Origin of the sequence: Streptococcus oralis (assembly GCF_026782235.1) — a bacterium.
Classification (GTDB): Bacteria; Bacillota; Bacilli; order Lactobacillales; family Streptococcaceae; genus Streptococcus; species Streptococcus oralis_CC.
Map to the genome: position 1 here is coordinate 287926 of NZ_JAKUWE010000003.1, position 14861 is coordinate 302786.

At 38.7% G+C, this 14861-nt stretch carries 17 protein-coding genes; 16 read left to right on the forward strand and 1 reads right to left on the reverse strand.

Annotated features, from left to right (window positions below):
• Positions 1-31 precede the first annotated feature (31 nt).
• Positions 32-331 (reverse strand): YbaB/EbfC family nucleoid-associated protein, encoded by a 300-nt coding sequence (locus tag MK396_RS05020; protein WP_000981534.1) that lies wholly within the window; start codon positions 329-331, stop codon positions 32-34.
• A gap of 441 nt (positions 332-772) precedes the next feature.
• On the opposite strand from MK396_RS05020, the gene MK396_RS05025 reads away from it, so the two are divergent.
• The 16 genes from MK396_RS05025 (at position 773) to MK396_RS05100 (ending at position 14798) form a co-directional block, all read left to right on the forward strand.
• Complete coding sequence (locus MK396_RS05025; protein ID WP_000638516.1) at positions 773-1480, forward strand: 2-C-methyl-D-erythritol 4-phosphate cytidylyltransferase; 708 nt, start codon at positions 773-775, stop codon at positions 1478-1480.
• Between the two features lie 4 nt (positions 1481-1484).
• A complete protein-coding gene (locus tag MK396_RS05030) occupies positions 1485-2507 on the forward strand; it encodes a ribitol-5-phosphate dehydrogenase (RefSeq protein WP_044020846.1) in 1023 nt (340 codons plus the stop codon).
• A gap of 16 nt (positions 2508-2523) precedes the next feature.
• Positions 2524-3381, forward strand: a complete 858-nt coding sequence (locus tag MK396_RS05035) for a phosphotransferase family protein (RefSeq protein ID WP_033629833.1) — start codon at positions 2524-2526, stop codon at positions 3379-3381.
• A gap of 1 nt (position 3382) precedes the next feature.
• Positions 3383-4261, forward strand: a complete 879-nt coding sequence (locus tag MK396_RS05040) for a DMT family transporter (RefSeq protein ID WP_268723861.1) — start codon at positions 3383-3385, stop codon at positions 4259-4261.
• A gap of 11 nt (positions 4262-4272) precedes the next feature.
• The gene (locus tag MK396_RS05045; protein ID WP_000643950.1) at positions 4273-4962 is read left to right on the forward strand and encodes a sugar phosphate nucleotidyltransferase; all 690 of its coding nucleotides are present in this window, start codon (positions 4273-4275) and stop codon (positions 4960-4962) included.
• 189 nt (positions 4963-5151) lie between these two features.
• On the forward strand, positions 5152-5628 hold the full coding sequence (locus MK396_RS05050) for a PTS sugar transporter subunit IIA (RefSeq protein WP_049505758.1): 477 nt from the start codon (positions 5152-5154) through the stop codon (positions 5626-5628).
• 37 nt (positions 5629-5665) lie between these two features.
• The gene (locus MK396_RS05055) at positions 5666-5971 is read left to right on the forward strand and encodes a PTS sugar transporter subunit IIB (RefSeq protein WP_000590563.1); all 306 of its coding nucleotides are present in this window, start codon (positions 5666-5668) and stop codon (positions 5969-5971) included.
• A 55-nt stretch (positions 5972-6026) separates the two neighbouring features.
• Positions 6027-7502 carry a PTS galactitol transporter subunit IIC gene (locus MK396_RS05060; protein WP_268723862.1) on the forward strand — a complete coding sequence of 492 codons (1476 nt, stop codon included), beginning with the start codon at positions 6027-6029 and terminating at the stop codon, positions 7500-7502.
• Between the two features lie 107 nt (positions 7503-7609).
• Positions 7610-8506, forward strand: a complete 897-nt coding sequence (locus tag MK396_RS05065; RefSeq protein WP_268723863.1) for an aldose 1-epimerase family protein — start codon at positions 7610-7612, stop codon at positions 8504-8506.
• Between the two features lie 277 nt (positions 8507-8783).
• Complete coding sequence (gene lacA, locus MK396_RS05070; protein WP_268723864.1) at positions 8784-9209, forward strand: galactose-6-phosphate isomerase subunit LacA; 426 nt, start codon at positions 8784-8786, stop codon at positions 9207-9209.
• Between the two features lie 30 nt (positions 9210-9239).
• Complete coding sequence (lacB, locus tag MK396_RS05075) at positions 9240-9755, forward strand: galactose-6-phosphate isomerase subunit LacB (protein ID WP_001216921.1); 516 nt, start codon at positions 9240-9242, stop codon at positions 9753-9755.
• 10 nt (positions 9756-9765) lie between these two features.
• Positions 9766-10695 (forward strand): tagatose-6-phosphate kinase, encoded by a 930-nt coding sequence (locus MK396_RS05080; RefSeq protein WP_000604250.1) that lies wholly within the window; start codon positions 9766-9768, stop codon positions 10693-10695.
• A gap of 1 nt (position 10696) precedes the next feature.
• The gene (gene lacD / locus MK396_RS05085) at positions 10697-11677 is read left to right on the forward strand and encodes a tagatose-bisphosphate aldolase (protein ID WP_125449177.1); all 981 of its coding nucleotides are present in this window, start codon (positions 10697-10699) and stop codon (positions 11675-11677) included.
• A gap of 237 nt (positions 11678-11914) precedes the next feature.
• A complete protein-coding gene (locus MK396_RS05090; RefSeq protein ID WP_268723865.1) occupies positions 11915-12751 on the forward strand; it encodes a transcription antiterminator in 837 nt (278 codons plus the stop codon).
• A gap of 35 nt (positions 12752-12786) precedes the next feature.
• The gene (locus MK396_RS05095; RefSeq protein WP_001078328.1) at positions 12787-13104 is read left to right on the forward strand and encodes a PTS lactose/cellobiose transporter subunit IIA; all 318 of its coding nucleotides are present in this window, start codon (positions 12787-12789) and stop codon (positions 13102-13104) included.
• A complete protein-coding gene (locus tag MK396_RS05100) occupies positions 13104-14798 on the forward strand; it encodes a lactose-specific PTS transporter subunit EIIC (protein ID WP_268723866.1) in 1695 nt (564 codons plus the stop codon). The genes MK396_RS05095 and MK396_RS05100 overlap by 1 nt, the downstream gene beginning before the upstream one ends.
• The last annotated feature ends 63 nt before the right edge of the window (positions 14799-14861 follow it).

The window sequence follows — 14861 nt, forward strand, 5'->3', positions numbered from 1 at the left end:
AGAGAAACAGATGTTTCTCTTTTTTTGTGGATTAGAAAGGCAATTTTCCAGCGAAAGCACCGAGTTTCTTCTTAGTCGTTTCATCAATTTGCTCAAGAGCAGCGTTAATTGCTTGCGCGGTCATATCTGAAAGTGTTTCGAGATCTTCTGAATCTACAACTGCTGGGTTGAAGTCAATGTTGACAACTTTTTTGTCACCAGTTAAGGTCGCTTGGACAAGCTCTTGAGCAGATTTTCCAACAAATTCCATGGTAGCGAGTTCTGCTTGGCTTTGTTCCATTTGTTTTTGAAGTTTTTGTGCTTGGCGCATCATGTTTTGCATGTTCATCATGGCGGTTTACAGTTCCCTTTTTTCTATTATTTTTCTTTTTATTTTATCAATTTTAGGAGCAAAAGTCTATTATTTGTTTAATTCATTAGATATATGAACTTTTATAATGAGTCCCTTAAACAACTTTTAAGAAATTTACTATGCACACCTGGTATTCTTTGCGAAACAAATAAATTTCATTTAAGTTTTCTTTAAGGATTCTATTATATTCTAGAGAACTCTATGTTAACCGAACGTTAAGCAGAAAATATAGAGGATAACCTAATTTCATTTCTTAATTTGTTATAGTCTTTCCAGATTTAGTAACACATTGTTCACTTTTTACCTTTAATGGTGTGTTGATTCAACTAAATGACGCTCTGTCTTTTTTTCATGATGGAGACAGATTGTGATATAATAGATGGTAATGAGTTTTTTAGAATAAACTAAAGGAGAAAATATATGATCTATGCAGGAATCCTAGCCGGAGGAACTGGCACACGCATGGGAATCAGTAATTTACCAAAACAATTCTTGGAGTTAGGTGATAGACCTATTTTGATCCACACAATCGAAAAATTTGTTTTGGAACCAAGTATTGAAAAAATTGTAGTTGGAGTTCATGGAGATTGGGTGTCACACGCTGAGGACCTAGTTGATAAGTATCTTTCTCTCCACAAGGATCGCATCATCATTACCAAGGGTGGTGCTGATCGCAATACCAGTATCGAGAAGATTATAGAAGCTATTAATGCCTATCGTCCAATCACTCCAGAAGATATCGTGATTACCCACGACTCTGTTCGTCCCTTTATTACACTTCGCATGATTCAGGACAATATCAAACTGGCCCAAAATCATGATGCGGTTGACACAGTAGTAGAAGCAGTTGATACCATTGTTGAAAGTACAAATGGTCAGTTTATCACGGATATTCCAAATCGTGCTCACCTCTATCAAGGTCAAACACCTCAGACATTCCGTTGCAAGGATTTCATGGATTTGTATGGTTCCCTATCTGATCAAGAAAAGGAAATCCTGACGGATGCATGTAAAATTTTTGTTATCAAAGGAAAGGATGTTGCTCTAGCTAAAGGGGAATATTCAAACCTTAAAATCACAACGGTGACAGACTTGAAAATCGCGAAAAGCATGATTGAGAAAGACTAAGGCTATGATTAATCAAATTTATCAACTGACCAAACCAAAGTTTATCAATGTAAAATATCAAGAAGAGGATATTGATCAGGAGAATCATATCCTGATTCGTCCAAATTATATGGCGGTTTGTCATGCGGATCAACGTTACTATCAAGGGAAGCGTGATCCAAAGATATTGGCTAATAAACTTCCTATGGCCATGATTCATGAGTCTTGTGGAACTGTTATTTCAGATCCGACTGGGACTTATGAAGTCGGTCAAAAGGTAGTTATGATTCCCAATCAACCGCCTATGCAGAGTGACAAGGAGTTCTACGAGAACTACATGACCGGAACCTACTTCCTATCAAGTGGTTATGATGGCTTTATGAGAGAATTTGTCTCTCTTCCAAAAGATCGTGTTGTGTCTTATAATGACATTGAGGACACAGTTGCAGCCATTACTGAGTTTGTGAGTGTTGGTATGCATGCCATGGATCGTTTCTTGCATCTTGGTCATAGTAAGCGAGAGCGCATTGCTGTTATCGGAGATGGTAGTTTGGCCTTTGTTGTTGCAAATATTATCAATTATACCTTGCCAGAAGCAGAGATTATCGTCTTTGGTCGCCATTGGGAAAAACTAGAGCTCTTCTCTTTTGCAAAAGAGTGCTATATTACTGATAATATCCCAGAGGATTTGACCTTTGATCATGGGTTTGAGTGTTGCGGTGGCGATGGTACAGGCCCAGCTATCAATGACTTGATTCGCTATATTCGTCCACAGGGAACGATTCTCATGATGGGAGTGAGTGAATACAAGGTTAATATCAATACACGAGATGCTTTGGAAAAAGGATTGTTATTAGTAGGATCATCTCGCTCAGGACGCGTCGATTTTGAGAAGGCCATTCAAATGATGGAAGTTAAAAAGTTTGCAAATCGTCTGAAGAATATCCTTTATGTTGAAGAACCAGTGAGAGAAATCAAGGACATTCACCGTGTCTTTGCTACAGACCTTAATACTGCTTTTAAAACGGTATTTAAGTGGGAAGTGTAGAAGATGGAGGTTAATTGTGGAGAAACTCATCAAAGAAAAAATTTCTTCTTTACTATCTGATGAAGAGGAAGTCCTCAGTGTTGAACAGCTGGGAGGCATGACCAACCAAAACTATTTGGTTAAAACAACCAACAAACAGTATATTGTGAAATTTTTTGGTAAAGGGACTGAAAAACTCATCAATCGTCAAAATGAAAAGTACAATCTTGAACTTTTAGAGGATTTAGATTTAGATGTCAAAAATTACCTCTTTGATATTGAGTCAGGGATTAAAGTAAATGAATACATCGAATCAGCAGTAACTCTTGATTCAACATCTATCAAATCCAAGTTTGAAAAGATTGCACCAATTTTACAAACCATCCATGCTTCAGGGAAAGAATTAAGAGGAGAATTTGCTCCTTTTGAGGAAATCAGCAAATATGAATCCTTGATTGAGGGACCTATCCCTTATGAAAACTATGAAGCTGTAAGAAAAGATGTATTTTCACTAGAAAAGAGATTGGCTGATTTGGGTGTTGATAGAAAGTCCTGTCACATCGATTTGGTACCAGAAAACTTTATCGAGTCACCACAAGGTCGTTTGTATTTGATTGACTGGGAATACTCTTCTATGAATGACCCGATGTGGGATTTGGCAGCTCTTTTCTTAGAGTCTGAATTTACAAAGCAAGAGGAAGATGATTTCCTTTCCTACTATGAAAGTGACAAAACGCCTGTATCACGTGAGAAAATTCGTATCTATAAAATCTTGCAAGATACTATCTGGAGTTTGTGGACAGTGTACAAAGAAGCTCAAGGGGCTGATTTTGGAGATTATGGTATCAACCGTTACCAAAGAGCTGTCGAAGGTTTGACTTATTATGGAGGTTAGGATGAAGAATAAAAATGGTGTTTCCTTTGGTCTGCTCTCTGGTATCTTCTGGGGATTAGGTCTAACAATTAGTGCTTATATCTTTTCAATTTTTACAAATCTTTCACCTTTTGTGGTGGCTGCTGCTCATGATTTCTTGAGTATCTTTATCTTGTTAGCTTTTCTTTTGGTAAAAGAAAGAAAAGTTCGTCTTTCGATTTTCTTAAATATTCGAAATGTGAGTGTAATTATCGGTGCTTTACTAGCAGGACCTATTGGTATGCAGGCCAATCTTTATGCGGTTAAATATATCGGTAGTTCTCTAGCTTCATCTGTATCGGCTATTTACCCAGCAGTTTCAGTTTTACTAGCCTTCTTCATTTTGAAACACAAGGTTTCAAAGAATATAGTATTCGGTGTTTTCTTGATTATTGCAGCGATCATTGCTCAAACCTACAAGGTTGAACAAGTTAACTCGTTTTACATTGGGATTCTTTGTGCCCTTATCTGTGCCATTGCCTGGGGGAGTGAAAGTGTTCTCAGCTCCTATGCTATGGAAAGTGATTTAAGTGAAATTGAAGCCTTGTTAATTCGACAAGTAACCTCATTCTTGTCCTATCTTGTGATTGTGCTCTTTTCTCACCATTCATTTGCAGAAGTGGCAGATGGGCAATTATTCGGCCTCTTGCTTGTCTTTGCGGCCTTTGATATGATTTCCTACTTAGCTTATTATATCGCCATTAATCGTTTGCAACCTGCGAAAGCGACAGGTTTGAATGTGAGCTATGTAGTTTGGACTGTCTTATTTGCAGTTATTTTCTTGGGTGCACCGCTAGATATGCTGACAATCATCACTTCACTTATTGTTATGGCTGGTGTTTATATTATTATTAAAGAATAAAGGAGATTCGTGTGAAAGCGATTATTTTAGCAGCGGGCTTAGGAACTCGTCTACGCCCTATGACTGAAAATACCCCAAAAGCTTTGGTTAAGGTTAATCAAAAACCCTTGGTAGAATACCAAATCGAGTTTTTGAAAGAGAGAGGAATTGATGAGATTATCATTGTTGTCGGCTATCTCAAAGAACAATTTGACTACTTAAAAGAAAAATATGGTGTTCGTTTAGTCTTTAACGACAAGTATGCTGATTACAATAACTTTTACTCACTTTATCTAGTAAAAGAAGATTTGGCTAACAGCTACGTCATCGATGCAGATAACTATCTTTTTAAAAATATGTTTCGAAACGATCTTAAACGTTCTACCTATTTTAGCGTTTATCGTGAAGACTGTACGAACGAGTGGTTCTTGGTTTACGGTGATGACTACAAGGTTCAAGACATTATTGTTGACAGCAAAGCTGGTCGCATTCTGAGTGGAGTTTCATTCTGGGATGCACCAACTGCTGAGAAGATTGTTGGCTTTATTGACAAAGCTTACGAAAGTGGTGAATTTGTTGATCTCTACTGGGACAACATGGTTAAGGATAATATCAAAGAATTGGATGTCTATGTCGAAGAATTAGAAGGAAATAGCATCTATGAAATTGATAGTGTAAAAGATTACCATAAGTTAGAAGAGATTTTATCTACTATTGAGTAAGGAAAGAGAAGAAGGTTTGGGCCTTCTTTTTTTGTGGATTTATAACAAGAATGTTTGATATTGATTGTATTCTTTAAATGAAACAAAAATTACAAAAAAATGAACAAAATAAAACAAAAATTATTGACAACGATTTCATATAGTGTTATACTTATTACATAAAAGATAATTGAAAGAAGGGAAAATGTTATGGGATTAGATCATTTCTTTGACAAAAACCTGGTGTTTTGCTTAGAAGCGGATAATCAAGAACAACTCTTTGATCAGGTAGCAAGCTTGTTGGAAGAACGAGAAATTGTCACTCCGACTTATCGAGAAGCCTTGATCATGCGTGAAAAGTCATTTCCAACTGGTTTAGATATGGAATTTCTAGGTAAGGACTTGCCAAATGTAGCGATTCCTCATACAGATATTGTTCATAATCTAGCTGAGAAAGTAGTGGTTGTTCGATTAGAAAAACCAGTAACTTTTCACAATATGATAGCTCCTGATAAGGAAGTAGAAGTATCCCTACTCTTCTTTATCATTAACAACTCAAGTTCAAGTCAAACAAATATTCTGGCTCAGTTGATGGACTTTTTCACAGGAAATGGACATCTGGAAGATCTATCAAAAATTTCCGAACCAGAAAAACTTTATGCTTACATTGCTGAAGCAACCGCTTAATCTTGTCTATTAAAAAATAAAATCGGAGGAAATCCAAATGATTAAAATTCTTGCTGCCTGCGGTGCAGGTGTTAACTCAAGTCACCAAATTAAAAGTGCTCTAGAAGAAGAACTTTCAAACCGTGGTTATGATGTTCACTGTGATGCAGTCATGGTGAAAGATGTAAACGAAGACCTTATGAAAGGTTACGATATCTTTACACCAATCGCTGCAACTGACCTTGGTTTTGAACCAGGTATTCCAGTAATTGAAGCTGGACCAATCTTGTTCCGTATTCCAGCGATGAGCGCTCCAGTATTTGACAATATTGAAGCAGCTATCAAAGAGCACGGACTAAGCTAATTTATTCTTTATCTTGTTAACATTCATAGAACTAAAAAAAACGGGAGGAACTATTATGGATGTCATTATCGAACTAGCCAATAAGCTGTTCAAACCTATCTTGGATATGGGTGGACCAATCATCATGCTGATCATTTTGACAGTATTGGCCCTACTTTTTGGAGTGAAATTCTCCAAAGCGCTTGAAGGTGGTATTAAACTTGCCATCGCTCTTACTGGTATTGGTGCCATCATCGGTATGCTCAATGGAGCTTTCTCAGCATCACTTGCGAAATTCGTTGAAAACACTGGTATCCAATTGAACATCACTGACGTTGGTTGGGCACCACTTGCTACCATCACTTGGGGTTCTGCATGGACACTTTACTTCTTGCTTGTAATGTTGATTGTCAACGTTGCGATGCTTGCAATGAAGAAAACAGACACACTTGACGTTGATATCTTCGATATCTGGCACTTGTCAATCACTGGTCTTTTGATTAAATGGTACGCAGACAACAATGGAGTTAGCCAAGGGGTTTCACTTTTCATCGCAACTGCAGCAGTTGTCCTTGTAGGTGTTTTGAAGATCATCAACTCTGACTTGATGAAACCAACATTCGACGACCTTCTTAATGCACCAAGTTCATCACCAATGACTTCAACGCACATGAACTACATGATGAACCCAGTTATCATGGTTTTGGATAAGATTTTTGAAAAATTCTTCCCTGGCCTTGATAAATATGACTTTGATGCTGCTAAATTGAACAAAAAAATCGGTTTCTGGGGTTCTAAATTCTTCATCGGTTTCATCCTTGGTATTGTTATTGGTTTGATGGGGACTCCACACCCAGTTGCTGGAGTAGAAGATGCATCTTCATGGGAACTTGTTATTAAAGGTTGGTTGTCTCTTGGTTTGACAGCCGGTGTAGCTTTGGAACTCTTCTCACTTATCGGATCATGGTTCATCGCAGCCGTAGAACCACTTTCACAAGGTATTACAAACGTTGCTACTAAACGTCTTCAAGGACGTAAATTCAACATCGGTCTTGACTGGCCATTCATCGCTGGTCGTGCTGAAATCTGGGCTTGTGCTAACGTACTTGCTCCAATCATGCTAGTAGAAGCAGTGCTTCTTTCAAACGTCGGTAATGGTATCTTGCCACTTGCAGGTATCATCGCTATGGGTGTGACTCCAGCTCTCTTGGTTGTTACACGTGGTAAATTGCTCCGTATGATTATCTTCGGAACACTCTTGTTGCCTCTCTTCCTTCTTTCAGGTACACTTATTGCACCATTTGCAACTGAACTTGCTAAAGGGGTGGGTGCCTTCCCAGAAGGCGTGAGTCAAACTCAATTGATTACTCACTCAACTCTTGAAGGACCAATCGAAAAACTTCTTGGTTGGGCAATCGGTAATGCTACAACAGGTGATATCAAAGCAATCCTTGGTGCAGCAGCCTTCCTTGTATTCTATGTAGGTATCTTTGCTTGGTATAGAAAACAAATGATCAAACGTAACGAAGAATACGCAGCAAATGCTAAATAATTCGCTCCTATAAAATGTAAATTGTGAAAACTAGGTTGTTAATTTCCTACATTGGGAGTGGCAACCTAGTTTTTTATATAAAGATCTAAAAATAGTTGGAGAACATTATGGTAATTGAAATCAAATCAGACCAGTTAACGGTCCAGTTTAAAACCTTAGGTGGCGCCTTGTCGTCGATCAAGGATCGAGAGGGCATTGAGTATCTGTGGCAAGGAGATTCCACTTACTGGAGTGGACAAGCGCCTGTACTTTTTCCAATCTGCGGCTCTTTAAGAGAAGATACAGCCTTCTACAGTCATGCAGATGGAACGGAGACGAAAGGAAACATTCCTCGCCATGGTTTGGTTCGCAAGAAAGAATTTGAATTAGTTGAACAGACAGAAAACAGTGTAACCTTCGCTATCGAAGATGATGAGAATACTTATCAAAACTATCCTTATCATTTTCGACTTGAAATCACTTATAGGGTTACTGGCAAGACCGTTCGTACCCAATACAAAGTCTTTAATAAAGAAACTAGCAAAGTTATGCCATACTTTATCGGAGGCCATCCGGGGTTTAATTGCCCTCTTCTAGATGGCGAAACTTATGAAGACTACTATTTAGAGTTTGAAAAAGAAGAGACTTGCTCTGTTCCACGTCCTTTCCCAGAAACAGGCATGTTGGATTTTCAAGATAGAAGTCCATGGTTAGAGGGGCAAAAAGAAATAGATCTTAGTTATGATCTTTTCAGCACAGATGCAGTTACCTTAGATGAGTTGCAATCCAGAACAATTGCCCTTCGTTCTCGTAAGCATGAGAAGGGATTAAAAGTACACTTCCAAGAGTTCTCAAATCTCATCATTTGGTCAACTTTGAATAAGGGACCCTTTATAGCGTTCGAACCATGGTCTGGCTTGTCAACGTCCCTTGAAGAAGGGGATCATTTAGAAGATAAGAGAAACGTTCGTCTCTTAGAAGCTGGTCAAGTAGATCAGATTGGCTTTGATATTGAAATCTTTTAGATTAAAAAATAAAACACAAAAACAAACATTTACTGTTGACTTTTTCTATAAATAGGAGTATATTATGTTTGTAAACAACAAATGATGTTTATAGCAAACAAAAAATCACTTGTTATATTCTCTTCGAAAGAGAGATTATTTCTAGGAACTTGATTTCCTGGACTTGGATAAGGTGTTATTCATCTCGTTCAATCAAATTTGTCACTAAACTGCTAGAAAGTCTTTTATAGGTTATAAAAGTCTTTACTAGCCTAGAAAAATAAAAGGAGTAAACAATATGTCTATTGTTATCGGTGCAGATGTTGCAGGTTTGAGATTGAAAGAAGTTGTGAAAGACTTCTTGGAAAAAGAAAACTTCCATGTTGTGGATGTTACAGCTGAAGGTCAAGACTTTGTTGATGTGACTCTTGCTGTTGCTGCAGAAGTAAACAAAGAAGAACAAAACCTTGGCATCGTGATTGATGCTTATGGAGCTGGTCCATTTATGGTCGCAACTAAAATCAAAGGAATGGTTGCTGCAGAAGTTTCAGATGAACGTTCAGCATATATGACTCGTGGACACAACAACTCACGTATGATTACTATGGGAGCAGAAATCGTTGGTGATGAATTGGCGAAAAACATTGCTAAAGGTTTTGTTAACGGTAAATATGACGGTGGTCGTCACCAAATTCGGGTCGACATGTTGAACAAAATGTGCTAATTAGATTACAGTAAGAAAGGTAAGATAAAAATGAGAATTGCAATTGGATGTGACCACATCGTAACAGATGAAAAAATGGCGGTTTCAGAATTTTTGAAATCAAAAGGATATGAAGTCATCGACTTTGGTACCTATGACCACACACGTACTCACTACCCAATCTTTGGTAAAAAAGTTGGTGAAGCCGTTACAAGCGGTCAAGCTGATCTTGGGGTATGTATCTGTGGTACTGGTGTTGGTATCAACAACGCTGTAAATAAAGTTCCAGGAGTTCGTTCTGCCTTGGTTCGTGATATGACAACAGCTCTTTATGCAAAAGAACAATTGAACGCCAATGTTATTGGTTTTGGTGGTAAAATCACTGGTGAATTGCTCATGTGCGACATCATTGAAGCTTTCATCAATGCTGAATACAAACCATCAGAAGAAAACAAAAAATTGATTGCGAAAATTGAGCACGTTGAAACTCACAATGCTCATCAAGCAGATGCAAACTTCTTTACAGAATTCCTTGAAAAATGGGATCGCGGTGAATACCACGACTAAGAGGTGACGCATGATTTTAACAGTCACAATGAATCCATCCATCGATATTTCTTATCCTTTGGATGAATTGAAAATTGATACTGTCAACCGTGTGGTGGACGTGACCAAGACAGCTGGTGGTAAAGGACTCAATGTTACACGAGTTCTTTCAGAATTTGGTGATTCTGTTGCTGCTACTGGTTTGGTCGGTGGTAAACTTGGTGAGTTTTTAGTAGAGCATATCGATGATGAAGTAACGAAACGTTTCTTCTCCATTCAAGGAGAGACTCGTAACTGTATCGCTATTCTCCATGGTGACAACCAAACAGAAATCCTTGAAAAAGGGCCTGAAGTTCTGGAACAAGAAGGGCAAGACTTCTTGGTTCATTTCGAAAATCTTCTTGACACTGTGGAAGTAGTAGCCATCTCTGGTAGTCTGCCAGCTGGCCTTCCAGTTGACTACTATGCGAGCTTAGTAGAGCTTGCTAATCGCGCAGGAAAACCAGTTGTTCTGGATTGCTCAGGTGCTGCCCTTCAGGCGGTTCTTGAATCACCACATAAACCAACAGTTATTAAACCAAATAACGAAGAATTGTCTCAGCTTCTTGGGAAAGATGTTTCTGAGGATTTGGATGAATTAAAAGAAGTTCTACAAGAGCCTCTATTTGCAGGGATTGAGTGGATAATTGTTTCACTTGGAGCATATGGTGCTTTTGCAAAACACGGTGATACTTTCTACAAGGTAGATATTCCAAGAATTCAGGTAGTCAATCCTGTCGGATCTGGAGATTCTACTGTAGCAGGAATTTCTTCAGGGCTTCTTCACAAAGAATCAGATGCAGAATTACTCATCAAGGCAAATGTCCTTGGTATGCTCAATGCTCAAGAAAAAATGACTGGTCATGTCAACATGGCCAACTATCAAGCTCTATATGATCAATTAATAGTAAAAGAGGTATAAAATGGCTTTAACAGAACAAAAACGTGCACGCTTAGAGAAACTTTCAGATGAAAATGGAATCATTTCAGCTCTTGCCTTTGACCAACGTGGCGCTTTGAAACGCCTCATGGCTCAATACCAAACGGAAGAACCAACAGTTGCTCAAATGGAAGAACTTAAAGTATTGGTTGCAGATGAATTGACAAAATACGCATCATCTATGCTTCTCGACCCTGAATATGGTCTTCCAGCTACAAAAGCGCTTGATCCAAATGCTGGTCTTCTCCTTGCTTATGAGAAAACTGGCTACGACACAACAAGCACTAAACGCTTACCAGACTGCTTGGATGTTTGGTCTGCAAAACGCATTAAAGAACAAGGTGCGGATGCAGTCAAATTCTTGCTTTACTATGACGTAGACAGTTCTGACGAACTCAACCAACAAAAACAAGCTTATATCGAACGTATCGGCTCTGAGTGTGTGGCGGAAGACATTCCATTCTTCCTTGAAATCCTTGCTTACGATGAAAAAATCGCTGACGCTGGCTCTGCAGAATACGCAAAAGTGAAACCACACAAGGTTATCGGTGCCATGAAAGTCTTCTCAGACCCACGCTTCAACATCGATGTCTTGAAAGTGGAAGTTCCAGTCAACGTCAAATACGTTGAAGGCTTTGGTGATGGAGAAATCGTTCATACACGTGAAGAAGCAGCAGCCTTCTTCAAAGCACAAGATGAAGCAACAAATCTTCCTTACATCTACTTAAGTGCAGGTGTATCAGCTAAACTCTTCCAAGAAACCCTTGTCTTTGCTCACGAATCAGGCGCAAACTTCAACGGTGTTCTTTGCGGCCGTGCAACTTGGGCTGGATCAGTTGAAGCCTACATCAAAGACGGTGAAGCAGCAGCTCGTGAATGGCTACGCACAACTGGATTTGAGAACATTGACGAACTCAACAAAGTTCTTCAAACAACAGCGACTTCATGGACTGAACGTGTATAAGTTTTCCCCCCTAATCTTAGGAACATTGATCTAAATAAAAAATTTAAAAAAAGTTGAATGTAAAGGTTTACAAAAAAACTTACTTGTGCTATACTTAAATCACAAGTTAATACAAGGTGAGTGTTACTAAGTAATATTAGGCATGATCACAGGTGGATTAGAAATCGATAGATTTTCTAGTTCATTTGTGGTCATTTTTTATACTCATATACCTTTAAGATATAAAAGGAGGTTGCCATGTATCGAATTCTAAACCCAATGAATCACAACGTCTCGCTTGTCAGAAATGACAAAGGAGAAGAAGTGATTGTGATTGGTAAGGGGATTGCATTTGGGAAAAAGAAGGGGGATTTGATTGCTGAAGAACAAGTTGAGAAAATCTTTCGGATGAAGACAGAAGAGTCCAGAGAGAACTTTATGGCTCTGCTCAAAGATGTTCCGCTTGATTTTATCACAGTGACCTACGAGATCATTGATAATCTTTCTAAGAAATATCATTATCCGATTCAAGAGTATCTCTACGTAACCTTGACAGATCATATTTACTGTTCTTACCAAGCTCTAACACAAGGAAGGTACAAGGATAGTAATCTGCCAGATATTTCTGCCAAGTATCCTGTAGCTTTTCAAATCGCAAAGGAAGCCTTTGAAATCTATCGTCAGAAGTTGACAGATCATTTCCCTGAGGATGAAATTATTCGGATCGCTTATCATTTCATCAATGCCGAAGGGGAGAATGAAGTTCAAGTAGTTGAGTCGATAGACAAGAGGAAAGAAATCCTCAGGAATGTTGAAGAAGTGCTAAAGAGTTACGCTATTCAACGAACCAAAGAGAATAACCATTTCTATGATCGCTTTATGATTCATTTGAATTATTTCTTGGATTATTTAGACAGATCTAGAGATGATAACCAATCACTTCTGGATATGGAAGATCATATTAAACAATCCTATCCAAAAGCGTTCGAGATTGGTTCCAAAATCTATGATGTGATTACGCAACATACGGGTCTTGATTTGTATAAAAGTGAACGAGTTTATCTAGTTCTACATATCCAACGTTTATTGTCATAAAAATTTAATTAAAAATACATAAGGAGAATTCTATCATGAATAGAGAAGAAGTAACATTGTTAGGTTTTGAAATCGTAGCCTATGCTGGCGATGCTCGTTCAAAACTATTGGAAGCCTTGAAAGCTGCTGAAGCTGGCGATTTTGCGAAAGCTGATACTCTCGTAGAGGAAGCTGGTGGTTGCATCGCGGAGGCTCATCACGCGCAAACAAGTCTATTAACTAAGGAAGCTTCAGGTGAGGACTTAGCTTATAGTGTAACCATGATGCATGGCCAGGATCACTTGATGACAACCATCTTGCTCAAAGATTTGATGCACCATTTAATCGAACTCTATAAGAGAGGAGTTAAGTAATGAACAAACTAATTTCATTTATCGAGAAAGGAAAGCCTTTCTTTGAGAAATTATCTCGTAATATCTATCTTCGTGCTATTCGTGATGGTTTCATCGCTGGTATGCCCGTTATTCTCTTCTCAAGTATCTTTATCTTGATTGCTTTTGTACCAAACTCATGGGGCTTTAAATGGTCTGATGATGTTGTAGCCTTTCTGATGAAACCTTACAGCTATTCTATGGGAATTTTGGCTCTCTTGGTAGCTGGTACAACAGCTAAGTCATTGACGGACTCAGTTAACCGTAGCATGGAAAAAACCAATCAAATCAACTATATGTCAACATTGTTGGCAGCAATTGTTGGTTTGTTGATGTTGGCAGCTGATCCTATCGAAAATGGCCTAGCTACTGGATTCTTGGGGACAAAAGGTTTGCTTTCAGCCTTCCTTGCTGCCTTTGTTACAGTAGCTATCTATAAGGTCTGTGTGAAGAATAATGTTACTATTCGAATGCCTGATGAAGTTCCACCAAATATCTCACAAGTCTTTAAAGACGTGATTCCATTCACTCTATCAGTGGTTTCTCTTTATGCTCTTGATTTACTAGCTCGTCATTTTGTTGGAGCCAGTGTAGCAGAATCAATCGGTAAATTCTTTGCGCCATTATTCTCTGCTGCTGATGGTTATCTAGGTATTACGATTATCTTTGGTGCCTTTGCCTTCTTCTGGTTTGTTGGTATCCATGGTCCATCTATCGTTGAACCAGCAATCGCAGCTATTACCTATGCAAATGCCGAAGTCAACTTGAACCTTCTCCAACAAGGGATGCATGCAGACAAGATCCTTACTTCAGGTACACAAATGTTTATTGTTACCATGGGTGGTACGGGTGCAACACTGGTTGTTCCATTCATGTTCATGTGGTTAACCAAATCAAAACGAAACCGTGCAATCGGACGTGCGTCTGTTGTTCCAACCTTCTTCGGAGTTAACGAACCAATCCTGTTTGGTGCACCACTTGTCTTGAACCCAATTTTCTTTATTCCATTTATCTTTGCGCCAATTGCCAACGTTTGGATCTTTAAATTCTTCATTGAAACGCTTGGCATGAACTCATTTACTGCCAACCTTCCTTGGACAACACCAGGTCCGCTCGGTATTGTTCTTGGTACAAACTTCCAATTCTTGTCATTTGTACTTGCTGCTTTGTTAATCCTTGTTGACGTAGCCATTTACTATCCATTCCTCAAGGTTTATGATGAACAAATCCTTGAAGAAGAGCGTTCTGGTAAAGCCAATGATGAATTAAAAGAAAAAGTAGCTGCAAACTTCAATACTGCCAAAGCAGATGCTATTCTTGAAAAAGCTGGTGTAGAAGCAGCGCAAAACACAATCACAGAAGAAACAAATGTTCTCGTTCTCTGTGCAGGAGGAGGTACAAGTGGTCTCCTTGCAAATGCACTAAACAAAGCAGCTGCAGAGTACAAAGTTCCTGTTAAAGCAGCAGCTGGTGGCTATGGTGCTCACCGTGAAATGTTGCCTGAGTTTGATCTGGTTATCCTTGCTCCTCAAGTTGCTTCAAACTTTGAAGACATGAAGGCCGAAACCGACAAACTTGGTATCAAACTTGCTAAGACAGAAGGTGGCCAATACATTAAATTGACTCGCGATGGAAAAGGCGCTCTTGCCTTTGTTCAAGCGCAGTTCGAAGAATAAAATGTAAATAGCGAAGAAGTGAGATGGAGGAACTCCTCCCAACTATACCCCCATCTCATTTCT